Annotated in this window: 17 protein-coding genes; 9 read left to right on the top strand and 8 right to left on the bottom strand. The window is 71.0% G+C overall.

Features of this window, described 5'->3' with window-relative positions; all coding sequences use genetic code 11:
• Window positions 1-22 precede the first annotated feature (22 nt).
• Window positions 23-2,743: a pyruvate, phosphate dikinase gene (gene ppdK, locus OG787_RS34015; protein WP_369034148.1), complete on the bottom strand. Its 2,721-nt coding sequence runs from the start codon at window positions 2,741-2,743 to the stop codon at window positions 23-25.
• Between the two features lie 434 nt (window positions 2,744-3,177).
• Window positions 3,178-4,389 carry an ROK family protein gene (locus OG787_RS34010; RefSeq protein ID WP_405537767.1) on the bottom strand — a complete coding sequence of 404 codons (1,212 nt, stop codon included), beginning with the start codon at window positions 4,387-4,389 and terminating at the stop codon, window positions 3,178-3,180.
• A gap of 120 nt (window positions 4,390-4,509) precedes the next feature.
• Between OG787_RS34010 and OG787_RS34005 the strand changes: the two genes are divergently transcribed.
• The 3 genes from OG787_RS34005 to OG787_RS33995 all read left to right on the top strand — a co-directional run bounded on the left by OG787_RS34005 (window position 4,510) and on the right by OG787_RS33995 (window position 9,914).
• Window positions 4,510-5,943, top strand: coding sequence for an amylo-alpha-1,6-glucosidase (locus OG787_RS34005; RefSeq protein ID WP_369034150.1), 1,434 nt, complete (start codon window positions 4,510-4,512; stop codon window positions 5,941-5,943).
• A complete protein-coding gene (locus OG787_RS34000) occupies window positions 5,940-7,877 on the top strand; it encodes a glycogen debranching N-terminal domain-containing protein (protein ID WP_369034151.1) in 1,938 nt (645 codons plus the stop codon). The genes OG787_RS34005 and OG787_RS34000 overlap by 4 nt, the downstream gene beginning before the upstream one ends.
• Before the next feature lie 171 nt (window positions 7,878-8,048).
• Window positions 8,049-9,914, top strand: coding sequence for a CDP-alcohol phosphatidyltransferase (locus OG787_RS33995; protein WP_405537765.1), 1,866 nt, complete (start codon window positions 8,049-8,051; stop codon window positions 9,912-9,914).
• A gap of 194 nt (window positions 9,915-10,108) precedes the next feature.
• Here the strand turns inward: OG787_RS33995 and dusB are convergent, their stop codons facing one another.
• Window positions 10,109-11,263: a tRNA dihydrouridine synthase DusB gene (gene dusB / locus OG787_RS33990; protein WP_369034153.1), complete on the bottom strand. Its 1,155-nt coding sequence runs from the start codon at window positions 11,261-11,263 to the stop codon at window positions 10,109-10,111.
• Window positions 11,264-11,328: 65 nt separating this feature from the next.
• Between dusB and OG787_RS33985 the strand changes: the two genes are divergently transcribed.
• Together OG787_RS33985 and OG787_RS33980 are read left to right on the top strand one after the other, a co-directional pair.
• Window positions 11,329-12,843, top strand: coding sequence for an MFS transporter (locus tag OG787_RS33985; RefSeq protein ID WP_405537763.1), 1,515 nt, complete (start codon window positions 11,329-11,331; stop codon window positions 12,841-12,843).
• A 148-nt stretch (window positions 12,844-12,991) separates the two neighbouring features.
• Window positions 12,992-16,567 carry a LuxR C-terminal-related transcriptional regulator gene (locus OG787_RS33980; RefSeq protein WP_405537761.1) on the top strand — a complete coding sequence of 1,192 codons (3,576 nt, stop codon included), beginning with the start codon at window positions 12,992-12,994 and terminating at the stop codon, window positions 16,565-16,567.
• Here OG787_RS33980 and OG787_RS33975 read toward each other — a convergent pair.
• Window positions 16,545-17,489: an MEDS domain-containing protein gene (locus tag OG787_RS33975; protein WP_369034156.1), complete on the bottom strand. Its 945-nt coding sequence runs from the start codon at window positions 17,487-17,489 to the stop codon at window positions 16,545-16,547. The two genes, OG787_RS33980 and OG787_RS33975, sit on opposite strands and share 23 nt — an antisense overlap.
• Window positions 17,490-17,650: 161 nt before the next feature.
• Complete coding sequence (locus OG787_RS33970) at window positions 17,651-18,565, bottom strand: helix-turn-helix transcriptional regulator (protein WP_405537760.1); 915 nt, start codon at window positions 18,563-18,565, stop codon at window positions 17,651-17,653.
• Window positions 18,566-18,666: 101 nt separating this feature from the next.
• On the opposite strand from OG787_RS33970, the gene OG787_RS33965 reads away from it, so the two are divergent.
• Entirely contained in the window at window positions 18,667-20,118 is a 1,452-nt protein-coding gene (locus OG787_RS33965) for an MFS transporter (protein ID WP_405537758.1), read from the top strand.
• A gap of 208 nt (window positions 20,119-20,326) precedes the next feature.
• Here OG787_RS33965 and OG787_RS33960 read toward each other — a convergent pair whose 3' ends face one another.
• Window positions 20,327-22,720 carry an ABC transporter permease gene (locus OG787_RS33960; protein ID WP_369034158.1) on the bottom strand — a complete coding sequence of 798 codons (2,394 nt, stop codon included), beginning with the start codon at window positions 22,718-22,720 and terminating at the stop codon, window positions 20,327-20,329.
• On the bottom strand, window positions 22,717-23,409 hold the full coding sequence (locus tag OG787_RS33955) for an ABC transporter ATP-binding protein (RefSeq protein WP_405537756.1): 693 nt from the start codon (window positions 23,407-23,409) through the stop codon (window positions 22,717-22,719). The genes OG787_RS33960 and OG787_RS33955 overlap by 4 nt, the downstream gene beginning before the upstream one ends.
• Window positions 23,410-23,643: 234 nt before the next feature.
• Here OG787_RS33955 and OG787_RS33950 point away from each other — a divergent pair, with 234 nt between their 5' ends.
• From OG787_RS33950 to OG787_RS33940, 3 genes are all read left to right on the top strand, one after another.
• Window positions 23,644-25,056 carry a sensor histidine kinase gene (locus tag OG787_RS33950; protein WP_405537754.1) on the top strand — a complete coding sequence of 471 codons (1,413 nt, stop codon included), beginning with the start codon at window positions 23,644-23,646 and terminating at the stop codon, window positions 25,054-25,056.
• Entirely contained in the window at window positions 25,053-25,757 is a 705-nt protein-coding gene (locus OG787_RS33945; RefSeq protein ID WP_369034161.1) for a response regulator, read from the top strand. Before OG787_RS33950 ends, OG787_RS33945 begins: the two co-directional genes overlap by 4 nt.
• A gap of 99 nt (window positions 25,758-25,856) precedes the next feature.
• Complete coding sequence (locus OG787_RS33940; protein ID WP_235479257.1) at window positions 25,857-26,063, top strand: hypothetical protein; 207 nt, start codon at window positions 25,857-25,859, stop codon at window positions 26,061-26,063.
• A 19-nt stretch (window positions 26,064-26,082) separates the two neighbouring features.
• Here the strand turns inward: OG787_RS33940 and OG787_RS33935 are convergent, their stop codons facing one another.
• Window positions 26,083-26,694 (bottom strand): LysE family translocator, encoded by a 612-nt coding sequence (locus OG787_RS33935; RefSeq protein WP_405537753.1) that lies wholly within the window; start codon window positions 26,692-26,694, stop codon window positions 26,083-26,085.
• Window positions 26,695-26,721: the final 27 nt, after the last annotated feature.

Genomic DNA, 26,721 nt, shown 5'->3' with positions numbered 1-26,721 from the left:
CCGCGCACACGGGCCCTGTGGCCTACCGGTGATCACTCCCCGCCGAAGAGGACGCCGCCCGCCCCGCCTCCAGCCGCGCCACCGGAATCCGGAACGGTGAGCAGCTGACGTAGTCCAGGCCGACCTCGTGGAAGAAGTGGACCGACTCCGGGTCGCCGCCGTGTTCGCCGCAGACGCCGAGTTTCAGGTCGGGGCGGGTCGCGCGGCCCGCCTCCACTGCGGACTTGACCAACGCGCCAACGCCGTCGCGGTCGATCGTCTCGAACGGGGAGACGCCGAAGATGCCCTTCTCCAGGTACGCCGTGAAGAAGGAGGCCTCGACGTCGTCGCGGCTGAAGCCCCAGACCGTCTGGGTCAGGTCGTTCGTGCCGAAGCTGAAGAACTCCGCCGCTTCCGCGATCTGGCCCGCCGTCAGGGCGGCTCGCGGCAGCTCGATCATCGTGCCGATGGCGAGCTTCAGCTTCGTGCCCGTCGCCGCCTCTACCTCGGCGATGACCTGGTCGGCCTCCTCGCGGACGATCTCCAGCTCCTGGACGGTGCCGACGAGCGGGATCATGATCTCCGCGCGCGGGTCGCCCTTCGCGTTCTTGCGTTCGGCCGCGGCCTCCGCGATGGCACGGACCTGCATCGTGAACAGGCCGGGGATGACCAGGCCGAGGCGTACCCCGCGCAGGCCCAGCATGGGGTTCTGCTCGTGCAGCCGGTGCACCGCCTGGAGCAGGCGCAGTTCGTTCTCGTGCGGGTCCTTGCGGGACTCGGCCAGGGCTACTCGTACCGACAGCTCCGTGATGTCCGGCAGGAACTCGTGCAGCGGGGGGTCCAGGAGACGGACCGTCACCGGGAGGCCGTCCATCGCCGAGAACAGTTCTACGAAGTCCTGCTTCTGGAGCGGGAGAAGCGCCTTCAGGGACTCCTCGCGCTCGGTGTCCGTGTCGGCCAGGATCAGGCGTTCCACCAGCTCGCGCCGGTCGCCGAGGAACATGTGTTCCGTACGGCAGAGGCCGATGCCCTGCGCGCCGAACCGCCGCGCCCGCATGGCGTCCTCGGCGTTGTCCGCGTTGGCCCGGACCCGCAGGCGACGCTTCCGGTCCGCGAAGGCCATGATCCGGTGGACCGCCTCGACCAGTTCGTCGGCGTCGTTGGCGCCCGCGTGCATCCGGCCCTCGAAGTACTCCACCACCGGGGAGGGGACCACCGGGACCTCGCCCAGGTAGACCTTGCCGCTCGAACCGTCGATCGAGATCAGGTCGCCCTCCTCGACGACATGACCGCCCGGCACCGTCATCCGGCGCCTCTTGGTGTCGACCTCCAGCTCCTCCGCGCCGCACACACACGTCTTGCCCATGCCCCGGGCCACCACCGCCGCGTGGGACGTCTTGCCACCCCGCGACGTCAGGATTCCCTCCGCCGCGATCATGCCGTCGAGGTCGTCGGGGTTGGTCTCCCGGCGGACCAGGATGACCTTCTCGCCCGAACGCGACCACTTGACCGCGGTGTACGAGTCGAACACCGCCTTGCCGACCGCCGCGCCCGGGGAGGCGGCGATGCCACGGCCGACCTGCGCGACCTTCGACTCCTCGTCGAAGCGCGGGAACATCAGCTGGGCCAGCTGGGCGCCGTTGACGCGCTGGAGCGCCTCCGCCTCGTCGATCAGGCCCTGGTCGACCAGCTGCGTCGCGATACGGAAGGCCGCGCCCGCCGTGCGCTTGCCGACGCGCGTCTGGAGCATCCACAACTGGCCGCGCTCGATGGTGAACTCGATGTCGCAGAGATCCTTGTAGTGGTTCTCCAGCGTGTCCATGATCTTCATCAGCTGGTCGTACGACTTCTTGTCGATCTGCTCCAGCTCGGCGAGCGGGACCGTGTTGCGGATGCCCGCGACCACGTCCTCGCCCTGCGCGTTCTGTAGGTAGTCGCCGTACACGCCCTGGTGGCCGGAGGCCGGGTCGCGGGTGAACGCGACGCCCGTGCCCGAGTCGGGGCCCAGGTTGCCGAAGACCATCGAACAGACGTTGACCGCCGTACCGAGGTCGTGCGGGATGCGCTCCTGGCGGCGGTAGAGCTTCGCACGGTCGGTGTTCCAGGAGTCGAAGACCGCGTGGATCGCGAGGTCCATCTGCTCGCGCGGGTCCTGCGGGAAGTCGCGGCCCGCCTCGGTCTTGACGATCCTCTTGAACTTGGTGACGAGCTTCTTGAGGTCCGCGGCCTCCAGCTCCGTGTCGACCGTGACCTTCTTCGCCGTCTTCGCCGCGTCCAGCGCGTCCTCGAACAGCTCGCCCTCGACCCCGAGGACCGTCTTCCCGAACATCTGGATGAGACGGCGGTACGAGTCCCACGCGAAGCGCTCGTCGCCGGCCTGCTTGGCGAGGCCCTGCACCGACTTGTCGGAGAGCCCGATGTTCAGCACCGTGTCCATCATGCCCGGCATCGAGAACTTCGCCCCGGAACGGACGGACACGAGGAGGGGGTTGTCGGCCTGGCCGAGCTTCTTGCCCATGGCCTCTTCGAGGGCCGCGAGATGCGCGCTCACCTCGTCACGCAGTGCCGCCGGCTCGTCGCCGCTGTCGAGGTAGGTCTTGCAGGCTTCGGTCGTGATGGTGAAGCCGGGAGGAACGGGGAGTCCCAGGTTGGTCATCTCGGCGAGGTTCGCACCCTTGCCACCAAGGAGGTCCTTGAGGTCCTTGTTTCCCTCGGTGAAGTCGTAAACGAACTTGACTACGTGGGGTTCTTTGTTTTCCGACACGGGTCTCGACTCCCTCGGGACGCGGTGGCTGCCCTGACGGCGAGGAACATACCCAGATCGAAGGCGTCTGGGTACGTCCACTTGCGTGTCATGCGCCTGTAACCAGCCGTCCGCCAGCAGATCCAAAGTCAAGGCTTGGCAAGCAGTGGAAGCGTCATGTTTTCACTTCTTGAACACAACGGCAGGCACATGCCCATTTTGTCGCTCACATGAGCAGCAGGCAACACGTCTGAGTTTTATCGATGAACGATCAAAGGGTGGCACTCAGTGCCACCCTTTGAGAAGTGCAGTCGCCCATGATCCGCTCATCTGAGCGCAACCCCTATCAAGGGTGGCGAGAATCACGCACGATCCAGCGACGGGATTTCACCATGCGGACGCCGACCCAAAAGGGAAACACCCCCGTCACAGGCACCTTCAGCCGTTGACGCGGTTCACACGCCGAGCGCCGCCAAGCGCTCCTCCACCCGCTCAGGTGCGTACAGGTACTCGACGACCATCGCCCCGGCCCCCACCAGCCCCGCCCGCTCCCCCAGCCTCGACGTCACCACGTCCAGATGAGCGGTCGAGCGCGGCAGCGCCCGCTGGTACAACAACTCCCGTACGCCGGTCAGGAACGGTGTGCCTGCCAGGTCGCCGGCGATCATCAGCACGCCGGGGTTGAGCAGCGTCACCACCGTCGCCAGTACGTCCCCCACGCTCCGGCCCGCCTCCCGCGCGAGCGCGACGGCCTCCGGATGCCCGGCCGCGAGCAGGTCCCGTACGTCCGAGCCCGACGCCGCCGGCACCCCGGTCTCGGCCAGCCGGCGCGCGACGGCGCCACCGCTCGCGATGGCGGCCAGACACCCGTACGACCCGCACCGGCACAGCGCCTCGGCGCCCTGCGGAACCCGGATGTGCCCGATGTCCCCGGCGCCGCCGTCGATGCCCCGGAAGACCGAACCGCCCACCACCACACCCGCGCCGATACCGGTCGAGACCTTGACCAGGACGAAGGCCGAGCAGCCCGGATATCCGGTGCGCTGTTCGCCGTACGCCATGAGGTTGGCGTCGTTGTCGACCAGGACCGGGACGTTCGCGGCGGCCGGTTCCCCCGTCTGTTCCGCGAGGGCGCGGGCCAGGCGGGCACGTATGTCGTAGCCGTCCCAGCCGGGCATGATCGGCGGCTGGACGACGCGGCCGGCGTCCGTGTCGACCGGGCCCGGTACCGCGAGGCCGATGCCGCAGACCTCGGACGGGCCGTGGCCCGCCTTCGTGAGGAGTTCCGCGAACCAGCGGCCGATCTCGCCGAGTACGGCGTCGGGGCCGTCGTCGACGGCCAGCACACCCGAGTGTTCCGCGAGGAGCTCACCCGTGAGGGTGAGTACGGCGGCGCGGGCGTGACGGGTGTCGAGGTCGGCGGTGAGGACGACGGCGTGGGCGTCGTCGAACTCCAGAGTGATCGAGGGGCGTCCGCCGAGCGGCGAGTCGACCGGGCCCGAGGCTCCCTCGCGCAGCCAGCCCGCGCGGAACAGCCGGTCCAGACGGTGGCCGACGGTCGCACGTGAGAGACCCGTCACTTGTTGCAGGGCACCGCGAGTCGTGGCGCGCCCACTGCGTACCAGTTCGAGCAGATCGCCCGCGCTCGTCTGAGCACGACCACTCATGCGCACCCCCTTGTGTTTCTCAAGCTTGCATTACATATTGAGTTCTGCGTGTTAAATAGACGTAACTCTAAGGTGGCCGCGACCGAACTGGTCAGGCCGAACGTCTTCGGGGAGCCCCGAGTGGATCGCACTGCCCAGTTGACCGCCCGCGCCGCGACGCACTCCGTCGTATACGAACCGGACGTTACGACACATTCCCTGCACGTCAGAGCGGCGGACGTACTGGAGGCCAACTGGACCGGCAGCTCGACGGTCCCCTCGCGCGGTCTGTATCCGCACCAGTGGTCCTGGGACTCCGCGTTCATCGCGATCGGCCTGCGCCACCTCTCACCCCTGCGCGCGCAGACGGAGCTGGAGACGCTGCTGTCGGCCCAGTGGGACGACGGACGCATCCCGCACATCGTCTTCAACCCCTCCGTCCCGCTCGACGCGTACTTCCCGAGCCCCGACTTCTGGCGCTCCTCGACCGCGGGGCGCGCTGCGGGCGCCCCGCGCACCGTACAGACGTCCGGCATCGTGCAGCCACCGGTGCACGCGCTGGCCGTCTGGCTGGTGCACCAGGCCGACCCCGGGCTGTCCCGCTCGCGCGGCTTCCTCGCCCGCGCCTACCCGCGGCTCGCCGCCTGGCACCGCTATCTGCTGCACCGCCGTGACCTGGGCGGGGGCGGCCTGGCGTCGGTCGTGCACCCCTGGGAACAGGGTATGGACAACAGCCCCTGCTGGGACGCCCCGCTGAGCCGCATCACCCCGGCCCCGGCCCGCTCCTTCCGCCGCGCCGACCTCGACCACGGCGCCGCCGAGGACCGCCCGACGGACCTGGACTACGGACGGTACGTACGGCTGGCGACGGACTACAGGGACGGGGGTTATGAGGACGGCGCGAGCGAGTTCGCCGTCGAGGACCCCTCCTTCAACGCGCTGCTGATCGCCTCCGAGCACGCGCTGGCCCGGATCGCCCGCGAGCTGGGCGCGACGGGGACGGCCCGGCACGCGCGCGCGGAACGGCTGACGGCGGCGCTGGTGGAGCGGCTGTGGGACCCGGCGGAGGGCATGTTCTTCTGCCGCGACGTACGGGACGGCTCGCTCATCCCCGAGCGGAGCGTCTCCGGCCTCATCCCGCTCCTCCTCCCCACGCTCCCCCGGGACATCGCCGACACCCTCGTCCGTACGGCGCGCGGGCCGCACTTCGAACTCGGCGGCGCCGCCCGCCTCGTACCGTCCTACGACCTGCTCGGCGAGGCCTTCGACCCGCACCGCTACTGGCGCGGTCCTGCCTGGTTCAACACCGGGTGGCTGGTGGAGCGCGGGCTGCGGCAGCACGGCGAGCGGGCGCACGCCGACGCGCTGCGTACGGCGCTGCTGGAGACCGCCGACGCCACCGACTTCGCGGAGTACGTGGATCCGTTCACCTCAGAGGCCTGCGGGGCGCTCGACTTCGGCTGGACGGCCGCGCTGACTCTCGATCTGCTCCACCAGCAGCCCATCGCCGACATAAGTGCCGTCGGCGCGTTCGACATGAGCGACATGAGTGACAAGGGAGGGGAACGGCGATGACGGACCGGCATCATCTGCTCGTGCACGGCGGGACGTTCGCGGCCGTCGGCGACGGCGGGGACATCAGCGGTGTACGCGGCGGCAGCCACCCCGACGGGTTATTCGTACGCGACGCACGGCACTTGAGCCGTTGGCAGCTCACCGTCGACGGCGCCGTGCCCGAGACGCTCAGCCCGGTCGCCGACGGGGACACCGCGCGCTGTGTGCTCGTACCGCGCGGAGGCCGGCAGGAGCCGCCCGCGTACACGCTCTTCCGTGAACAGGCCGTCGGGGACGGCGGGTTCGTGGAGGCGCTGCGGGTGACCAGCAACCGTCCGACGCCGACGACGGTCCGGATCGCGGTCACGGCGGACGCCGACTTCACGGACCAGTTCGAGCTGCGCTCCGACCACCGTACGTACGTCAAGTCCGGCGCCGTCCGCAAGCGCGAAATCCTGGACGACGGCGTCGAGTTCAGCTACCGGCGCGGTGAGTGGCGCTCCTGTACGACGGTCACGGCGGAGCCCGCCCCCGACGGCGTCGAGGAGACCGGCACCGGCGCCCGACGCCTGGTCTGGACACTGGAGTTGGAGCCGCACGGTTCGGCGGAGCTGGCGCTGCGCGTGGCGGCCCGCCCGCACGGCGCGACCCAGGAACCGCAGGTCCCCGCGTCCCCCGCCGCCGCGAACGACCAACTCCTGGCCCTCGAAGGTGAGTTCGTCGAGGGCGTCGCTTTCCCCACCGGCTGGCCGGAGTTGGCGGCGGCCTGCGCACGCGGTCTCTCCGACCTGGCGGCACTCCAGGTCCCCGCGACGGGCCCGGACGGCGAGGAGTTGCGCGTACCGGCGGCAGGAGCCCCCTGGTTCCTGACCCTCCTGGGCCGAGACGCACTCCTCACTTCCCTCTTCGCGCTCCCGTACCGCCCCCAACTGGCCGCCGCCACACTGCCCGCGCTCGCCGCGACCCAGGCAACGGAGGTCGGCCCGGACTCCGTCGCCCAGCCGGGCAAGATCGTGCACGAGGTACGGCACGGCGAGCTGGCGCACTTCGGGCAGGTGCCGTACGGGCGTTACTACGGCTCGGTGGACGCGACACCGCTGTTCCTGGTCCTCCTGGGCGCGTACGTCGAACAGACCGGCGACACGACGTTGGCCCGCCGTCTGGAGGCGAACGCCCGCGCGGCGATCGGCTGGATGCTGGACCACGGCGGCCTGACGTCACGCGGCTATCTGGTGTACCGGGCCGACCAGGGCGGCCTCGCCAACCAGAACTGGAAGGACTCCCCCGGCGCCATCTGCTCGGCCGACGGCACCCGCGCAAGCGGCCCGGTGATGGCGGCGGGGGCCCAGGGGTACGCGTACGACGCGCTGCGCCGCACGGCGTGGATCGCGCGCACGGTGTGGGAGGACGAGACGTACGCCGCCCTCCTGGAACAGGCGGCGGGCGACCTCCGGGACCGTTTCCAGCGGGACTTCTGGATGCCGGAGCACTCCTTCCCGGCGCTGGCGCTCGACGGCGAGGGCAACCAGGTGGACGCGCTGGCCTCGGACGCGGGCCATCTGCTCTGGTCGGGACTCCTCGACAAGGAGTACGGAGAGAAGGTCGGCCGCCGCTTGCTGGAGCCGGACTTCTTCTCGGGCTGGGGCGTACGGACGCTGGCGGCGGGCCAGTCGGCCTACCACCCCCTGTCCTACCACCGGGGTTCGGTCTGGCCGCACGACAACGCCCTGATCACGCTGGGCCTCTCGCGGTACGGCCTGCACGACGAGGCCCGTACGGTCGCCCACGCCCTCGTCGACGCGGCGACCGCCACCGGTCACCGTCTCCCCGAGGTCCTCGCCGGTTACGGCCGCGACACCCACGGGGAGCCGGTGCCGTACCCACACGCGTGCGTACGCGAATCCCGCTCGGCGGCGGCCCCGTTGGCGCTGCTCACGGCGGTCGGGGGCGCCTGAGGGAGTGTGAGTCCGGTCGCTTGGTGAGGCGTTTGCCCGGTGTTTGCCGGGTGCTTGGACGCGGAGGCTGAACGGAGGCCGAGGGCCCGCCGTACGGGATGGTGGCGGACCCAGGCTCCCGCGCCCGGGTCCGCCGCTCCTGCACGGGCTCCACACGGAAGGACCTTCGGGGTGCCTCTGTTCACGCGCATCAACCCATCGACGGATACGGCGGCTGAGGCGACGCCTGCTGAGGAAACCCCGGTCACGGAGACGGGCCCCGAAGGGGCGCGGGGAACTGCGCGAGAAGCCCCCACGGCGGACAGCCGACCACTACCGGCGGACTCGGCCACTTCAACCGACCCTGACTCGGACTCGGACTCAGCCGAGAAGCCGGCCCAGCCCACCAAGCCCAACTGGCGAACCCGGCGTCCCACCACCGCCCGGAATCTCAGTCGGGCGGCAACCGCCCTCTCCGTACTCCTCGTACTGTTCGCCCTCCAAATGCCGAACACCGTGGGCAACTTCCGGATCACGGAGTTCCTGCGACTCCCCGCGGAGGCGATCGTCGCGGCCGTCGTGCTGCTCGCGATGCCGCGCCGGCCCCGGGTGATCACGGCGGCGTGCATCGGCGTGTTCCTCGGTGCGCTGACCGTGCTGAACCTGCTGGACATGGGGTTCGTCGAGTTCCTGGGCCGGCACTTCAACGTCGTGCTGGACTGGGTGCTGCTGGACGACGCCCAGTCGTACATCTCCGACGCCATCGGTACGACGGGCTCGATCGTCGTCACCCTCCTCGTGATCCTGCTGACGCTGCTCCTGCCCATCGGGACGGCCCTCGCCTGCGTACGGCTCAGCAACCTCCTGGCCCGCAACAACACCGTCGCCACCAAGGCCACGCTCATAGCCGGCACCGTATGGATCACCTGCATGTCCCTCGGCCTCAGCATCGGCGGAGTGCCGATCGCCTCGGACCACACCGCCGGCGTCGTGAAGGTGCATCTGCGGCGGGCGAGCGACACCTTCCGCGACGAGGCGGCGTTCGAGAAGTTCGCCAAGAACGACCCCTTCGCCAAGACGCCCGGTGACCAGCTGGTGCCGGACCTGCGCGGCAAGGACGTCATCTTCACGTTCATCGAGAGCTACGGCCGCAGCGCGATCGAGGACCCGATCATGTCGCCCGGCGTCGACCAGACGCTCGCGGACAGCACGCAGGCCCTGACGGACGCCGGTTTCGCCGCGAAGAGCGGCTGGCTGACGTCGGCCACGTTCGGCGGCAACAGCTGGCTCGGCCACTCCACGTTCCTGTCGGGCCTGTGGATCAACAACCAGCAGCGCTACAACACCCTGGTCAACAGCGACCGTCTCACCCTCCCCGAGGTCTTCCGGCGCACCGGCGACTGGCGGACGGTCGGTGTGATGCCGGGCGTACAGAAGGGCTGGCCGGAGTCGAAGTTCTACGGCCTGGAGAAGAACTACTCGTCCAAGGATCTCGGCTACCAGGGACCGAAGTTCAGCTGGTCGACCATGCCGGACCAGTACACGCTGGAGGCCTTCCAGCGCCTGGAGCACGGCAAGAAGAGCGCCAAGCCGCTGATGTCCGAGATCATCCTCACCTCGAGTCACCAGCCCTGGGCGCCCCTTCCGAAGACCGTCCCGCAGGACCAGCTCGGTGACGGCTCGGTGTTCGACTCGATCCAGAAGGCGGGCAAGGACCCGAAGGACGTGCTGTACGACGGCACCGCGGCCAAGCAGGAGTACGGCAAGTCGATCCAGTACTCGGTGACCAGCCTCGTCGACTGGCTCACCCGCTACGGCACCGACGACACCGTCCTCGTCTTCCTCGGCGACCACCAGCCCATGTCCCGGGTCAGCGGCAGCAACGCCAGCCGCGACGTCCCGGTGTCGGTCGTGGCCAAGGACCCGAAGATCCTCGACAAGATCGCCGACTGGAACTGGACGGACGGCCTGCGCCCGGCCCACGACGCCCCGGTCTGGAAGATGAGTTCCTTCCGGGACAAGTTCCTCACGGCGTACGGCTCGACGCCCCATCCGTGAGCGGGCTGAGCCGGCGTGGGGTGTTTCTCGCCCCCGCCGCCCCTACCCGTCCCATCCTTCTGGGGGCTGCGCCCCCAGACCCCCGCTGTCGGCCTGAACGGCCTCGTCCTCAAACGCCGGACGGGCTGGAGGAGCGCCCCAAAGGGGCGCGGGGAACTGCGCGACCAGCCACAGCGCACCCGCGGACAAAGAACTCATCCCCCGGACGTATCCAACTCCGCGTCTTCACTCACACCCGCGCAGTCATACGGATCCTTCAGCCACCCGTCCGGCAACACCACCCGGTTGTTGCCGGACGTACGCCCCCGAGGACCGTCGGCGCCCAGGGGCCAGGCCTGGTCGAGGTCCAACTCGTCCAGCCCAGACCGGAGTTCCGCCAACGACGACGTGATCGCAAGACGCTTCCGCATCTCGCTGCCCACCGCGAAACCCTTCAGGTACCAGGCGACATGCTTGCGGAAGTCGATGACCCCGCGCGCCTCGTCCCCGATCCACTCGCCGAGCAGCGTGGCGTGCCGGACCATGATGTCGGCGACCTCGCGGAGCGTCGGGCGGGCGATGGCCTCCGTACGGCCCTCGAAGGCCGCCACCAGGTCCGCGAACAGCCACGGGCGGCCGAGGCACCCGCGGCCGACCACGACCCCGTCGCAGCCCGTCTCCCGGACCATCCGCAGCGCGTCCTCCGCCGACCAGATGTCGCCGTTGCCGAGTACGGGGATCTCCGGCACGTGCTCCTTGAGGCGGGCGATCGCGTCCCAGTCCGCCGTGCCGCCGTAGTGCTGGGCGGCGGTGCGGCCGTGCAGGGCGATGGCCGTCACGCCCTCCTCGACCGCGATCCGGCCGGCGTCGAGGTAGGTGATGTGGTCGTCGTCGATGCCCTTGCGCATCTTCATCGTGACCGGGATGTCCCCGGCGCCGGACACCGCCTCGCGCAGGATCGCGCGGAGCAGGTTCCGCTTGTACGGGAGGGCGGACCCGCCGCCCTTCCTCGTCACCTTCGGGACCGGGCAGCCGAAGTTGAGGTCGATGTGGTCGGCCAGGCCCTCCTCCGCGATCATGCGGACGGCCTTGCCGACGGTCGCCGGGTCCACGCCGTACAGCTGGATCGAGCGCGGCTTCTCCGTCGCGTCGAAGTGGATCAGCTGCATGGTCTTCTCGTTGCGCTCGACCAGCGCCCGGGTCGTGATCATCTCGCTGACGAACAGGCCCTTGCCGCCGCTGAACTCCCTGCACAGGGTGCGGAAGGGGGCGTTCGTGATCCCGGCCATGGGGGCGAGGACGACGGGCGGCGTGACGGTGTGCGGGCCGACGGAGAGCGGGCCGGCGAGCAAGGTCGTGGGCGTGGACATTGGGTCATTCTCTCGCACCGAATGGAGTACAGCCAAAGTCGTTAGTTAGCCGTACTATGGTTCGCATGTCCGAGCTGAGTCCTCGCCGCCGCATGCTGGTGCTGGCGATCTGCTGTATGAGCCTGCTGATCGTCAGCCTCGACGTCACCGTGCTCAATGTCGCGCTGCCTTCCATGGAGAAGGACCTGGGCGCGAGCGTGGCCGGTATGCAGTGGGCGCTCGACGCGTACACGCTGGTGCTGGCCTCGCTGCTGATGCTGGCGGGCTCGACCGCCGACCGGATCGGCCGTCGCCGGGTCTTCAAGACCGGCCTTGTGCTGTTCACCCTCGGCTCGGTGCTCTGCTCGCTCGCCCCGAACCTCGACTCGCTCATCGTGTTCCGCATGATCCAGGCGATCGGCGGCTCGATGCTCAACCCGGTCGCCATGTCGATCATCACCAACACCTTCACCGACCCGCGCGAGCGGGCCCGGGCGATCGGGGTGTGGGGCGGGGTGGTCGGGATATCCATGGCCGCCGGCCCGATCGTCGGCGGCCTGCTCGTGGACTCCGTCGGCTGGCGTTCGATCTTCTGGCTCAACCTGCCGGTGGGCCTCGTCGCGCTCCTGCTGACCTGGCGGTACGTCCCCGAGTCCCGGGCGCCGAAGGCCCGCCGTCCGGACCCGGTCGGCCAGGTCCTGGTCATCGCGCTGCTCGGCTCGCTGACGTACGCGATCATCGAGGCGCCCAACTCGCCCGTCACCCACACGCTCGCCTTCGGGGCGGTCGCCCTGGCCGCACTGCTCGGGCTGCTGTACTACGAGCCCCGGCGCACCGAACCCCTCATCGACCTGCGGTTCTTCCGGTCGGTGCCGTTCAGTGGGGCGACCGTGGTCGCGGTGAGCGCGTTCGCCGCGCTGAGCGGGTTCCTGTTCCTGTCGACGCTGTATCTACAGAACGTGCGGGGGCTGTCCGCGCTGCACGCCGGTCTGTGGATGCTGCCGATGGCGGTGATGTGCTTCGTGTGCGCGCCGATATCGGGGCGGCTGGTCGGCAGCCGGGGTCCACGGTTCTCGCTGCTCACGGCGGGGGTCACGATGACGGCGAGCGGGGTCCTGTTCGCGGGGTTCGACGGGGAGACGTCGAACGTGACGCTGGTGATCGGGTACTTCCTGTTCGGCCTCGGCTTCGGCTTCGTCAACGCGCCCATCACCAACACGGCCGTCTCGGGCATGCCCCGTTCCCAGGCCGGGGTGGCCGCCGCGATCGCCTCGACCAGCCGGCAGACCGGCGGCACGCTCGGGGTGGCGGTGATCGGCGCGGCGCTGGCGTCGGGCATCGGATCGGGTCCGTACGAGGAGGTGTTCGCCGCCGCGGCGCGGCCCGGCTGGTGGATCATCGCGGGCTGCGGTCTGGCCGTACTGGTCCTGGGTGCCGTCACGACCGGCGGCTGGGCCCGGCGGACCGCCGAGCGGACGGCGGAGCGCCTGGAGATCGAGGGCGGCGGCAGCGGGAGTGGGGCCGGTGAAGGTGGGGCCCGTGAGGGTGGGGGCGGGGAGAAGGGCTTGCGGGGCTCCGCGGGGGCGCGCACCTCGATGTGAGCCGTTGTTGTAACCCATTGCTGATGATCACCGTTGGGGAAGACGCAAGGGCACCATCAACTCGACGAACTCGAAGAGGGCGTGGCCGATCTTGGGGGCAGCCGGGTCGCGGCGGACGGTCGGATTTCCCGTCACGGGAACGAGTTTTGTGGGCCGGCGCCATGAACTGACGCAGGCCAGGCGGCTGTTGGCGGCCACCAGGCTGCTGACGCTCACCGGTCCCGGCGGGGTGGGCAAGACCCGGCTCGCGGGACGGGTGGCGGAGGGGGCGGTACGGGGTTTCCCGGACGGGGTGTGGCTGGTGCCGCTGGCCGCCGTACAGGACGGCACGCTGGTGCCGCACGCGGTGGCGGACGCGCTCGGCATCCGGGACGAGGCGGGCCGGGCTCCGCTGGAGACGGTCGTCGAGCATCTGCGTACCCGGCGACTGCTGCTGGTCATGGACAACTGCGAGCACGTGGCGGAGGCGTGTGCCTCGGTGGTGGCCGCCGTGCTTTCGGCGACGGAGGGGGTCGGCGTCCTGGCCACCAGCCGCCACCGGCTCGGTCTCCCCGAGGAGCGGCTGCTCCCGGTGGCCCCGCTGGCCACCCCGGCCCCCGGGGACGACCTCCCCGGGACGGACTTCCCCGCACTGCGCCTGTTCGCCGACCGGGCGGCGGCGGTGGCGCCCGGTTTCGAGATCACCGACCACAACCGGGCGGCGGTGGCCCGTCTCTGCCACCGCCTGGACGGCCTCCCGCTGGCGATCGAACTGGCGGCCGTACGGATGCACGCGCTGGGTGTGGAGCAACTGGACGAGCGTCTCGGCGAACGCCTGGGCGACCGCTACCGCCTCCTCACGTCCGGCAGCCCGACCGCACCGCCCCGCCACCAGACCCTCCGCTCGGCGGTGGACTGGAGCTACGACCTCTGCACCCCTGAGGAGCAACTCGCCTGGTCCCACCTGTCGGTCTTCACCGGCAGCTTCGACCTGGCGGGGGCGGAGGCGGTGTGCGAGTCCTTCGCGGGGCGGTCGGGCGGGAGGAAGGAGTGCCGTTCCGGGGCCGGAGCCGATCCGACGGGAGCGGGGCACGCCGGTGGCAGGTCCGGCCCGGCAGACACGGACCACGCCGACGGCACATCCGGCCCAGCCGACACGGACCACGCCGACGGCACATCCGGCCCAGCCGACACGGACCACGCCGACGGCACATCCGGCCCAGCCGACACGGACCACGCCGACGGCACATCCGGCCCAGCCGACACGGACCACGCCGACGGCACATCCGGCCCAGCCGACACGGACCACGCCGACGGCACATCCGGCCCAGCCGACACGGACCACGCCGACGGCACATCCGGCCCAGCCGACACGGACCACGTCACAGGCCGGGCAGCCCGCCCGGACACGGGCGGCCCGCTTGGAGGGCCGCCCCGGGCGGGGACAGCCCGCATGGGCGGCAGGGCACCGGCCCGCGACGGAGCCGAAGTGGGGGCTGCCGGGGCCGGAGTGGGCGCTGTCGGGGCCGGAGCAGGGAACGCCCGAGTCGCTGTGCTGGCCGCCGTGACCGGGCTGGTGGAGAAGTCCGTGCTGGTCAGGGAGGAGGGGGGAGACGGGACCGGCAGCCGGTATCGGATGCTTGCCCTGCTTCGTGAGTACGGGCTGGAGCGGCTGGAGGCGCTCGGAGGGGCCGAGGACACGCGGCGTCGGTTGTGCGCGCACTTCGTGCGGGTCGCGGAGGAGCACGAGCGGCGTTGGTTCGGGCCGGACCAGCCGGGCACCCTGGCCGGGCTGCGTGCCGAGCACGACAATCTGCGGGCGGCGCTCGACTTCTGTCTCACCACCCCCGGCGAGGCCCCGCGCGGGCAGCGTCTGGTCGGCAGCCTGTGGTTCTACTGGATCGCGCGCGGCGCCTGGGCGGAACTGCGGCACTGGTGGCAGCGGCTCGCCCTGCGCGAGGGCGGGCGCCCGTCGCCCGAGCTGACCCGGGCGCACTGGGCCGCGGCCCTGATCCCGCTGGTCCGCAGCCGTACGAACGCCGTCCTCCTGGCCGGCACCCCGCACACCCCGACCCTGGCCCCGCACGAGATACCGGACGTCAGACCACTCGCCGAGATCCTCGCCGAACACACCGGGAACGACACGGCACCGCTGCTCTCCTTCCATGTCCTCAGCCGCGTCGAGATGGCGACGACCCTCACCTTCCACGGCAGGCCCGAACTCGCCGTCCCGCTGTGCCTGGACGCCCTCGCCGTGTGCGAGGCGCACGGCGAGCAGTGGGTGCGCTCGTACGTCCTGGGCGCACTCGCCACCGCCCGCTGGGCCCTCGGCGAGCACGACGCCGCCGCCGAGAGCGCCCGCCGCTGTCTGCGGCTGCCGTACGTCACCGGCGAGCCGCACGCCGTGGGCGGCGCCCTGGAGATACTCGCCGTCGCCACCGCCGCCCACGGCGACGCCGAACGGGCCGCCGTGCTGCGGGGCGCGGCACACCGCATCTGGTACGACCTCGGCCACGACCCACTGGCCGGCCAACGCCAGTCGGCACACCTCCCGACAACCGAACCCCAGGCCCACGAGACACCCGACAACGACCGGTACGGGTACGACGGCGACGCCCACCGACGGGGCTACGAGCTGTCGGCCGAGGAGGCACTCACGTACGCGCTGGGCGAGGCGGACACCGAAGCAGCGGAATTTAGGCGCGCCTCGGCAAAGAACAGACGCGCCGCAGCGGAACCCGGGCGCGCCGCGACGGGAAGCAGGCGCGGCGCATCGGGTGCTGGGCGCACCGCATCGGGACTCAGACGCACCTCGGCGGAGAACGAGCGCACCTCGGCGGGGAACGGGCTCAGCACACCAGGAGCCGGGAGCGCCTCACCAGGAGCCGAACGCACCGCAGCGGAACCCTGGCGCACCTCAGGAGGGAGCGAGCGTGGCGCATCGCGAGCCAGACGCGCCACAATGGAACCCGGGCGCGCCCCGGCAGGGAACGGGCTCGGCACACCAGGAGCCGGGGGCACCTCACCAGGAACCGGACACACCACAGCGGAACCCTGGCGCGCCTCGGCGGAGAACGAGCGCGACGCATCGCGAGCCGGGGGCGAAACGCCAGGAGCCGGACGTGCCGCAGCGGAACCCTGGCGCGACACATCGGGCAGCGAGCGCGGCGCACCGGGAACCCGACGCGCCTCGGCGGGAGACGGACGCACCTCGGCAGGGAACAAGCGCGGCACACCAGGAACCGGACGCACCACACCAGGAACCGGGAGCGCCGCCGCAGGACCCGGACTCACCTCAGCGGGAAACGAGCGCGGCGCATCAGGAGCCCGGCGCACCGCTGTGGGACGCGGGCGCGCCCCGGCAGGGAGCGAGCGCGGCACATCAGGAACCGGACGCACCGCACCAGGAGCCGGGGACGCCCCAACAGGACTCGGACTCACCCGCGCCGGAAACGGGCGCGCCCGATCGGAAGGCGGGCGCCCCGCACCGGCAGCCCGGCGCGTCGTGCGGGCCGCTCCCCCGGTGCGCACCGCACCACCCGTACCCCCCGACACCGGCCTCACCCGTCGTGAGTGGGAAGTCGCTGGTCTGATCGCCTTGGGTATGACCAACCGGCAGATCGCCGAGCGGCTGGTGATCTCTCGGCGTACGGCCGAGGGGCATGTTCAGCGGATTCTTGGCAAGTTGGGGTTCGCGGGCCGGAGTCAGGTGGCGGCCTGGTTCAGTGGGCCGCCCTCCCGGTGACTGTTTCCGTCTCCCTGCCCGTCTCTGTGCGGAGCCTCAGCTGGCGCACGTCGTCGGAGCCGAGGCCCCGCAGGACCGCTTCCAGGATCGGGCCGCAGCGGACGTCGAGGGTGTCGCCGTCGGGCAGGCCGCGGGCGAAGCCGATGAGCTGCCAGGCGGCGTGGGCCTCCATGTAGAAGAGGTCGGTCAGGTCGAGTTCGTACCGGAGGGGGGCCGAGCCGATGCCGGAGCGGCGGGTCAGCAGGGCGCGGAGGGTGGCTGTGAACTCCTCGCGGGTGCCTGGCTCCGCCGAGCCCGCGATCCGTGCGCCGCCGTCGGTGCGGGTCACTTCGAGCGCGTCGAGGTGGGTCATCACCTGGAGTGGGTGGACCGTCCGCATCGCGGCCACCAGGTGGTCGGTGTACTGGTGCCGGCTGTACCAGCACATCGCGGTGAGGCGGGGATCCACGAACAGCGGCTCCATGAACGCCTCGTAGTCGACGAGTTGGTCGTCGCTGACGCCGGTCCGCTGCCCCCAGGCCATGTCGGCCCCGACCCGCAGCCCGGTCAGCCCCTCGGTCCGTGCCCGCTCCAACTCGTCCGAGTAGAGCCGGAATTGGCGCTCCTTCGAGAAGCTGCCGTCGGGGACGTACACGGCGGTGTTGCGTACGATCTCCAACTGGCCGCTCCGCCAGGCGTCTTCGGCCTGGCCGGTGCCGCCGTCGAGCCGGGCGAGGGCGTCGTCGTCGCTCACGTCGGCCGGGTCGAGGACGACCATCACCCGCTCGCCCCGGGTCAGTCCGGTGCGGGTGTAGGCGGTCAGGACCTGCCAGTGGGCCTGCGCGTCGGGCACGTCCAGGCAGGCATGGTCACCCGGTCGCAACGCCTCCACGGGGACGCTTCGGGCAGTTGCGTGTGCGTGCTCAGGTCCGTGCTCCGTCATCGAGGGCGCCTCCCCAGGTGCTGATGATCCACTCAGTACGACGGTAGGGACACGCCTGCGCGCACCACCGCCGCCACCACCAACGCCCCTCATTACGAACGGAATTGACCATTCGCGATCGGATGCCCGACCGGAATGGATCAGCTTCCGTCCCCTCGCGACTACTCCCCGTCCGCGAACATCTCGTACAGCTTCTCCAGGCGTTCGCGCGTCTCCGCGTCCGACGGGACCATCGTCACCAGGCGGGTGCCCAGCTCCGGGGCGAGCCACAGGTCCGTGTGGTCGACGGTGAGCAGACCGACGTACGGATTGCGGAACTGCTTGGTCTTGCCGCGGACGTTGATCACCTCGTACCGCTCCCAGATCTCGCAGAACTCCGGGGACTCCGCGCGCAGCCGCCTCAGCATCAACTTCCAGGCGGGGTCGCCGAGATGGGCCGCCTGCTGGACCCGGAGCTTGGCCGCCATCACGCGCAGTGTCTCTTCGAGCAGGACGACCGACTGCCGCCACTCCTCGTTCGTGCAGACGAGCAGCAGCAGGTTGCGGTCCTCGGGCGGTACGGCGTCCAGGTCGCCCATGAGCCGGCTGTACGTGCGGTTGTACCCCTGGATGTCGTACCGGCTGTTCTGGATGCAGGCCGGGATGGGGTCGAGGGCGCGCAGGAGTTCACGGATGGCGGGGGTGATCGTCGGGCAGCTCGCGGCGGGCGTGGGGTCGACGGCTCCGGCCAGCTGGAAGAGGTGGGCGCGTTCGCTCGGGTCGAGGAGGAGGGTGCGGGCCAGGGCGTCGAGCACCTGTTCGGAGACCTGGATGGCGCGGGCCTGTTCGAGCCAGGTGTACCAGGTCACGCCCACGGCGGAGAGCTGGGCGACCTCCTCGCGGCGCAGACCCGGCGTACGGCGGCGCCTGCCGCGCGGCAGGCCGACCTGCTCGGGGGTGATGCGCTCGCGGCGGCTGCGCAGGAAGACGGCGAGTTCATGGCGCCGGATCTCCGAGCCGCGCCCGCCCGGCCGCTGCCCCTGCCGGTGCTGCTCCTGCTGTTGCCGAGCGATGGTTTCCTGGGCGATGGTGGTCACCTTTCCACTCTCTCTCCGCACGGACCCTGTTTCCAGGTACTCCTACTACCAGGATAAAGACACTCTGGTACCCCTCTCAGGAGAGGCGGACGCTGGTCGACGTGACCGAAACAAGCACCTCACCCACCGCCTCCGTCCGCTCCCCCGCCGGGTCACCCGTACTCGGCGGGCTCGGCCTGTTCACCGTGCTGCTCGGTGCGGCACTCCCCCTGATCGACTTCTTCATCGTCAACGTCGCCCTGCCCACCATCGGCCGGGACCTCGCGGCGAGCGAGTCCGTCCTCGAACTGGTGGTCGCCGGGTACGGGGTCGCGTACGCCGTCCTGCTCGTCCTCGGCGGGCGGCTCGGCGACCTCTTCGGCCGACGTCGGCTCTTCATCGGCGGCATGGTGGCCTTCGGCATCACCTCGCTGGCCTGCGGGCTCGCGCCGACCGCCTGGACGCTGGTGGCGGCCCGGATCGCGCAGGGCGCGGCGTCGGCGGCGATGCTGCCGCAGGTGCTCGCGACGATCCAGTCGGCGACGGCGGGGCCGCGCCGCGCGAGGGCGATGGGCCTGTACGGGGCCACAGCGGGCCTGTCGATGGTGGCGGGCCAGATCCTGGGCGGCGTACTCGTCGCCGCCACTCCTTTGTCTTTTCTTTTTGGCGCGGGCACCGGCTGGCGCTCGGTGTTCCTGGTGAACGTGCCGGTCGTGCTGCTCGGTCTGGTCCTGGCGGCCCGGACGGTCCCGGAGACCCGCTCGCAGCACCCCGAGCCGGTGGACGTGCCCGGCACGTTCCTCCTCGCGGTGTCCCTGATCACGCTGCTCGCACCGCTCACCGAGGGCCGGGCGGCGGGGTGGCCGCTGTGGACCTGGCTGTCGCTGGCCGCGTTCCCGTTCGCGGCGGCGGCGTTCTACGCGGTCGAGCGCGGCGCGGACCGCAAGGGGCGTACTCCGCTCGTGCCGCCGACCCTCTTCGCGCTGACGTCGTTGCGGCGGGGGCTGGTGATGATCGTGCCGTTCTCGATCGGCTTCAGCGGGTTCATGTTCGTGATCGCGGTGGCTCTACAGCGGGGTGCGGGGCTGGGGCCTGTGCAGGCGGGGTTGGCGCTGGCGCCGATGGCGGTGGCGTTCTTCTGTGTGTCCCTCGCTGGGCCTCGGCTGGTGACCCGGTACGGCACGCGGGTCGTCACGGTCGGTGGGCTGATCCAGGGGGTGGGGGTGGGTCTCATCGCCGTCGCGGCGTGGCGGTCCTGGCCGGATCTGGGGCTGGTGGAGTTGTTGCCGGGGGCGGCGGTTGCGGGGGCGGGGCAGGCGCTTCAGTTGCCTGTGCTGTTCCGCATCATCCTGTCGGAGATCGAGCCTGCGCGGGCGGGTGTGGGGAGCGGGGTCATGATCACGACTCAGCAGTCGGCTCTGGCGTTGGGGGTGGCTACGTTGGGGACGTTGTTTCTTTCGCTGGCTCCGGGGATGGGGATGGGGGATGCGTTGGTGACGACGCTGGTGGTGCAGTTGGGGGGCATTGTGTTGACGACTCTGCTCAGCGTGCGGCTGCCGCGGGCTGTCGGATGAGTACCGACTAGGAGCTCGGGTCAGGCGGTTGGGTGTTGGGTGCGGGTGCGTTGTGGCTGGTCGCGCCCGCGCGGCGGAGCCGCAAATGTAGCGGCCCCGCGCCCCTGGCGGGAGCGCCCCTTCGGGGCGGCTCCCGCATCTCCACCCCCGTCGCTCCACCTCCGTCACTCCACCCCCCGTCACTCCACCCCCCGTCACTCCACTCCCCTCACTCCGTCCGCAGCGCCGTCGCCGTTCGTGCCCTCGCTGCCCAGCCCGCCGGGAGCAGTGCGCCCAGTAGGGCGATCGTGATGCCTGCCAGGGCCAGTAGGGCCAGTTGCCACAGGTCGTACACGTCGAGGATCGACGGGGGGAGTTCGGTGCCTGCCGCGTGGCCCATCAAGGGGAGGACTATGCCGTGCAGGGCGAAGCCGGTCGGTACGCCGATCAGGCCGCCCAGGATTCCTATGGCGGTCACCGAGGCCAGTACGAGGGTGATCGTCTGGCGTGGGGTCATGCCGATGGCCTTGCAGACGCCCAGGTCGTGGACTCGTTCCCGGGTGTCCAGGACCACCGAGTTGAGGACGCCCATGCCGGCCACGGAGACCAGCATCAGGGTGAGCAGGGCCGCCATGGACTTCAGGATGATCACGAAGTTGTCCTGTCCGGAGGAGGCGTTGGCCATCGCGTCGCCGCCCAGGGGCCGGACGGCCTCGGCCAGCTTCTGGGCGTACTCGCCGGGAGAGACGCCCTGTTTCACCTCGACGAGGAACATCCGGGGCTCTGTTCCGGGGAAGTCGGCGATGTTGGCGTGGAGTTGGAGCCCGCCGTCCGACGTGTCGAAGGCCTCGCCGACGATCCGCAGGGTGCGGGTGTGCCCCTCGTAGGTCATCCGGAGCGAGTCGCCGATCCGGGTGCCTGTTCGTTTCAGGTAGCCGGAGCCCACTACCACCTGACCCGCGCCGTCGAGCCAGTGGCCGGAGAGCATCTCGTAGCTGCCGGTCCGGGTGTCCCCCTGGTAGAGGCTGGCCGGGACCGCGCCGGTGATCCCGGCCACCGAGGCGTCGTTCTTCGTCATGGCGTAGTAGGAGGCGGTGCCTGTCTGGGCCTCGACGGCCGCGCGTATGGCGGCCGGGTCGGCGGCCGGGGCCTCGGACGGTCCGGCCTCCGTACGGCGGGTGCCGCCGGGGGCGGGCGTCGGTCCGCCCGCGAACACCGTGACCTCGGCGCGTTCCTCGGGGTCGGCCGCCGCGCTGACCGCTGTCAGGGACGCGGTCAGGCCCACCGCGAAGGTCGCCGCGACCGTACCGAAGGTCACCGCGAGCAGCATCGCGATCGTGCGGACCGGGTGTGCGAAGGGACTCGCGAGGCCGTACGTCACCGCGCGCGGCAGCGGCAGCCGTCCCGCCGCCCGGTGGGCCCACTGGCCGCGTCCGGTACGGGGCGCCCTGCCCACCGCGATGGCCTCGACCGTACGCAGCCGCCCGGCACGCAGGGCGGGGATCAGCGCGGCGATCCCGACGACCAGCAGCGCACCGCCCGCCACCACGACGTCCACCCACCAGGCGACGCTCAGCGTGGCGGTGCCGTACGCCTGCTCGGTGTCGTCGAGGAGCGGTACGGCGAGCAGGTTGCCGAGGACGACGCCGAGCCCGATCCCGACGGCCGCCGGGATCAACGCCTGGGCCACATAGGCGCGTACGACCTCGCGCGGGGTGAAGCCGACCGCCTTGAGGATGCCGATCCTGCGCAGACTCGACCCGACCGCGCCGCTGGTCACACTGGACACGATGATCACCGACATGACGATGCCGAGGATGCCGAAGGCGACGAGGAACGGGATGGTCGGCGCCGCGCCCTGGTCGGCGTCCCGCTTGGTCTCCAGGTACGACCGGCTGCTCAGCAGCGCGCCGGACGGTACGGCCGCGGCGATCCGCTGACGGCCGGCGGTCACTTGTTCGTCCGTACCGGCCGCGTCGAAGCGGTACAGCACCTCACTCGTGAGGGGAGTGTCCTTGGACGCCAGTGCCCTGGCCTGGGCGGGGGTCGTCCAGACGTCGGCGGTTCTGCTGACCGAGACGGCGAAGCCGACGATCGTCAGGGTCGGGCTGTCGGCGGCGTCCGTGGCCCTGAGCGTGGAGCCGAGCCCGAGGTTGGGGCCGTTGAACTCCGCGTTCAGCACGATCTCGCCCGGCTTCGCCGCCCACCGGCCGGACTTGAGGTCCAGCTCGTCCACGTCGGCCCCTGGCGCAGACCGTCCGACGAGGTTCAGCGTCGGCAGGTGTCCGTTCGCCGAGTCCACCGGCTGGATCGTCGTGGCCGGGTAGGGCCCGGCGGTCGCGGTGACGCCTTCCAGCTCCCCCGTGGCCTCGATCTGCGCCTCGGTCACCTCGGCCGGATCGAACTGGACGGTCAGATGCGCGCCGTGCTGCTGCGCGAAGGCGTGGTCGAAGGGCCGGTTCGCGGCGACGACCAGCGACCCGGCGACCACCGCCGAGGCCACGGCCATCATCGTGGCCACGGCGATCACCACGGTCTGTACGCGGCGTCGGCCCACCCCCGACCGTACGACCCGGCCGAGCGCACCGCCCCCGAAGCCGATCGAACGGAGCCGGCGGATCATCGGACGGCCTCCGCCCGCGTGTCCAGGGCGAGATGACCGTCGACGAGCTGGATCGTGCGGCTCGCGCACGACTCGGCGAGCGCGAGGTCGTGGGTGACCAGCACGATGGTCTGCCCGCCCCGGTGCAGCTCGACCAGCAGCTCCCGTACGTCCTGGCCGGACGCGGTGTCGAGGGCGCCGGTCGGCTCGTCGGCGAGCAGCAGCGCGGGGCGGTTGACCAGGGCGCGGGCGACCGCGACCCGCTGGCGTTCACCACCGGAGAGCCGGCCCGGATAGGCGCGGGCGTGCTTCTGGATGCCGAGCACCTCCATGAGTTCCCCGGCGCGGGCGGCCGTCTCGCGCCGTGCGGTTCCCCGCAGTTGGGCGGGGAGCTGGATGTTGTCGGTGACGGTGAGGTCGTCGAGGAGGTTGAAGAACTGGAAGACCATGCCGATGTGTTCGCGGCGGAACCGGGCCAGCGCGTGCTCGGTCAGGTCGTCGAGCCGTCGGCCGGCCACGGACACACTGCCCTCGGTCGCCCGGTCCAGGCCCGCGACGAGGTTCAGCAGGGTGGACTTGCCACTGCCGGAGGGGCCGGTCACGGCGAGGGCCTCGCCCTGTTCGACGGAGAGCGTGAGCGGCCCGAGCGCGGGCCTGCCCGCGCTGTCGTAGCGCTTGGCCACGCCGTCGAGTTGGATCACCTGGGTCATGAACTCGCCTGCCCCTACGGTTTGTTGAAGCTGTCTGAGGGAGAACTTGCCGGACTCGGTGAAGGTAGGGGCGGGCGCCGTCACCGCGCGTCGGCCGCGACACCGACGTCCGGCCCTCCCCGCGGAGGACCCGGCCGTGGGGTCATCCCTGCGAAGTACGCCTGAGGAACGGCTTGTTGATCTGTTCGGTACGGAGGGACGCGGGGCGGGGCGGCCCGCCCCCACAATGAGCCGATGGAAACGCCGACGGAGACGGGGTACCGGCGCGCCCGGCATTGGCGTCGTTGGCGGCACTGGCGTCAGCACCTGTGGGACGCGCTCCGGCCGGAGCCGAAGCCCGCTCGGCTGTCACGGCGGGCGGTACGCGCCGACCTGGCGCTGGCGGTCGTACTGACCGTCGTCGCACTGATCGTCGCGGCGCGCTATCCGGGCGACGGCCCGGTGCGCTTCCTCCCGAAGGCCGACTACGGGTACGGAGCCGACTACGGAACCGGAGCCGAGACCACGCCGGTGGTCCCGCAGCCCCCGGAGCCCCCGCAACCGCCACCCCGCCCCCCGGTCATGGAGGACGACGAGGGCTCCGTCGCGCCCTGGCCCCTGGTCGTCCTGTCGGCGCTGCCGCTGCTGGCCCGGCGCCGGTATCCGCTGGCCGTGTTCGGGGTGGTGCTGGCCGCGGGGCTGGCCACCGGCGACCGCGCCTCCTGGATCACCGTGCTGACCTGCGTCATCGGCGCCTACAGCGCGGTCGTGCACAGCCGTTACCGGGCGGGCGCCCTGGCCGCGCTGGTCGTCGGCGCGATCCTGGCCGGGGTCGCGTTCCAGCGGGCGGAGCCGATTCTGCCGGGCTGGTCGAGTCCCGGGGTCGTGCTGCTGGTCGCCGGGGTGCTGGCCGGGCTCGTCCGGTTCGGGCAGCGGCGGCTGGCGGCGGGCCGGGACCGGTTCGCGCGGTTGGAGCAGGCGCAGGAGGAGGCGATGCGGAAGGCCGTCGCGGAGGAACGGGCGCGTATCGCCGCCGAGTTGCACGATGTGGTGACCCACAATGTGAGCGTGATGGTGATCCAGGCCGGGGCGGCGCGCAAGGTGATGGACGCGGCGCCCGAACGGTCGAAGGAGGCGTTGCTCGCGGTCGAGGCCGGGGGCCGGGCCGCGATGGCCGAACTCCGGCATGTGATGGGCCTGTTGGCCGCCCCGGACACCGGCCTCCACGACACCCCGGCCGACGGTCTGGAGCCGCAGCCCGGCCTGGACCGGCTCGACGCGCTGACGGAACGGGTGCGGGGCGCCGGGACTCCGGTGTCCGTCGCGGTGTCGCTGCCGCCGGACCCGTTGCCACCCGGGGTGGACCTGACGGCGTACCGCGTGGTGCAGGAGGCGCTGACCAACACGATCAAGCACGCGCCGGGCGCCGAGGCCTCCGTCGTGATCGGCTGGACCGACGACTGCCTCCAGATAGAGGTGGCCAACACGAGCCCCAACTCCCCGTCACCGGAAGGTGAGAACAACGGCACCGGGGAAACCGGGGGAACCGGTCGAGGTCTGATCGGCCTGCGCGAACGCCTGGCGGTCTACGGCGGCGAGCTGGTCGCCGGCCCGACCCTCACCGGCGGCTACCGCATCAGAGCCACCGTCCCGTGGCGGACACCATGACCCACAGCCAACCACCGCTGCCACCGCTCCGAGCGGTCATCGCCGACGACCAGGCCCTGGTCCGTACGGGGTTCGGGATGATCCTGGCCGCCGACGGCATCGAGGTGACGGCGGAGGCGTCCGATGGCGCCGAGGCGGTGGCCGCCGTACGCCGGACCCGGCCCGATGTCGTCCTGATGGACATCCGGATGCCGGGCATGGACGGTATCGAGGCGACCCGGCGGATCCTCGCCGACGACGCCCCGGAGGCGGCGAGAACCCGCGTCGTGATCCTCACCACCTACGACCTCGACCACTACGTCTACGCGGCCCTCACCGCCGGTGCCTGTGGCTTCCTCCTCAAGGACGTCACGCCCGAGCATCTGGTGGCCGCCGTACGTCTGGTGCAGTCCGGCGACGCCCTGCTCGCACCGGCGATCACCCGCCGCCTGATCGAACGCTTCGCCCATCGCGAGGCGCCCTCGCAGACCCCGACCCGGCACGCGGACCTGTCGGGGCTGACACCCCGTGAACTGGAGGTCCTGCGGCTGCTGGCGACGGGCCTGAGCAACGCCGAGCTGGCGGAACGGCTGTTCCTGAGCCCGACCACGGTCAAGACGCACGTCGGCCGCATCCTCTCCAAACTGGAGCTGCGCGACCGGGTCCAGGCGGTCGTACTCGCCTACGAGACAGGCCTGATCGCGCCCGGGGCCGAAGCCTGACCTATCCGGATCCTGTCAACTCTTCACACAGTCGCCCCCCGTTGATGTTGCTCTTGCTGCACACTCACACCTGCACGCACCTTGGACGCCGGAGAGGTCATGTTGCAGATCAACACGAGCAAGGTGAGCCGCTGGGACCAGCACGGGCGGGAACACGTCGTCCACGTCCAGCGAACCGGAGCACATCGCGTCATGAGCTGCGACACCTGCGGCTGGCGGAAGAAGGTCCAGTTCCTTCCCTGGCTGAAGGCGGAGGAACACCTCGCCGAGGAACACCAGGCGACGGTGGACCCGACGGCGGGCTGAAGGCCGTTCGCGCCCCCGCTCACGCACTCGTCGTCGCCAGCTTCGCCCCCAGCGCGAGGAACGACCCCGCGAACGCCCGCCGCAGCCAGGTCATCACGCGCGGCCGTGCCATGACCTGGCTGCGTACGGACGCGGCGAGGATGCCGTACGCGGCGAAGACCACGAACGTGGCCAGCATGAAGACCCCGCCCAGGACGAGCATCGTGACGACCGAGTCGGGGTCGTCGGGGTTCACGAACTGGGGCAGGAACGCGAAGAAGAAGACGGTCAGCTTCGGGTTGAGGAAGTTGATCAGCACGCCCCGGACGATCACCCGCCAGGTGGACCGGGGTGCCGCCTCTGCCGTGACGGCGATCGTCCCCTTCTCCCGGAGCGTGGCCCACGCCATGTACAACAGGTAGGCCACACCGGCGTACTTGAGGATCTGGAACGCGGTCGCGCTGGTGTGCAGCAGGGCGGCGACCCCGGTCACCGTGGCCAGCATGTGCGGCACACACCCGAGCGTGCAGGCGAAGGCCGCGACGACACTGGCCCGCCGCCCCCGCGACAGCCCGGCGGCAAGCGTGTAGACGACACCGGTACCGGGCGTGGCGACCACGACCAGGGTGGTCAGCAGAAAAGCGAGGCTCATGAGCACCACCCTGGGGCGGCCCCGATC

Source organism: Streptomyces sp. NBC_00075 (assembly GCF_045041225.1).
GTDB classification, from domain to species: Bacteria; Actinomycetota; Actinomycetes; order Streptomycetales; family Streptomycetaceae; genus Streptomyces; species Streptomyces adonidis.
This window is presented reverse-complemented; position numbering and strand designations above follow the sequence as displayed.

Coding starts and splice junctions, on each gene's coding strand:
- OG787_RS34010 (WP_405537767.1), bottom strand. CDS start 4,389: ATGAGTGGTCGTGCTCAGACGAGCGCGGGCGATCTGCTCGAACTGGTA.
- OG787_RS34000 (WP_369034151.1), top strand. CDS start 5,940: ATGACGGACCGGCATCATCTGCTCGTGCACGGCGGGACGTTCGCGGCC.
- dusB (WP_369034153.1), bottom strand. CDS start 11,263: ATGTCCACGCCCACGACCTTGCTCGCCGGCCCGCTCTCCGTCGGCCCG.
- OG787_RS33985 (WP_405537763.1), top strand. CDS start 11,329: ATGTCCGAGCTGAGTCCTCGCCGCCGCATGCTGGTGCTGGCGATCTGC.
- OG787_RS33975 (WP_369034156.1), bottom strand. CDS start 17,489: ATGACGGAGCACGGACCTGAGCACGCACACGCAACTGCCCGAAGCGTC.
- OG787_RS33960 (WP_369034158.1), bottom strand. CDS start 22,720: ATGATCCGCCGGCTCCGTTCGATCGGCTTCGGGGGCGGTGCGCTCGGC.
- OG787_RS33955 (WP_405537756.1), bottom strand. CDS start 23,409: ATGACCCAGGTGATCCAACTCGACGGCGTGGCCAAGCGCTACGACAGC.
- OG787_RS33950 (WP_405537754.1), top strand. CDS start 23,644: ATGGAAACGCCGACGGAGACGGGGTACCGGCGCGCCCGGCATTGGCGT.
- OG787_RS33945 (WP_369034161.1), top strand. CDS start 25,053: ATGACCCACAGCCAACCACCGCTGCCACCGCTCCGAGCGGTCATCGCC.
- OG787_RS33940 (WP_235479257.1), top strand. CDS start 25,857: ATGTTGCAGATCAACACGAGCAAGGTGAGCCGCTGGGACCAGCACGGG.
- OG787_RS33935 (WP_405537753.1), bottom strand. CDS start 26,694: ATGAGCCTCGCTTTTCTGCTGACCACCCTGGTCGTGGTCGCCACGCCC.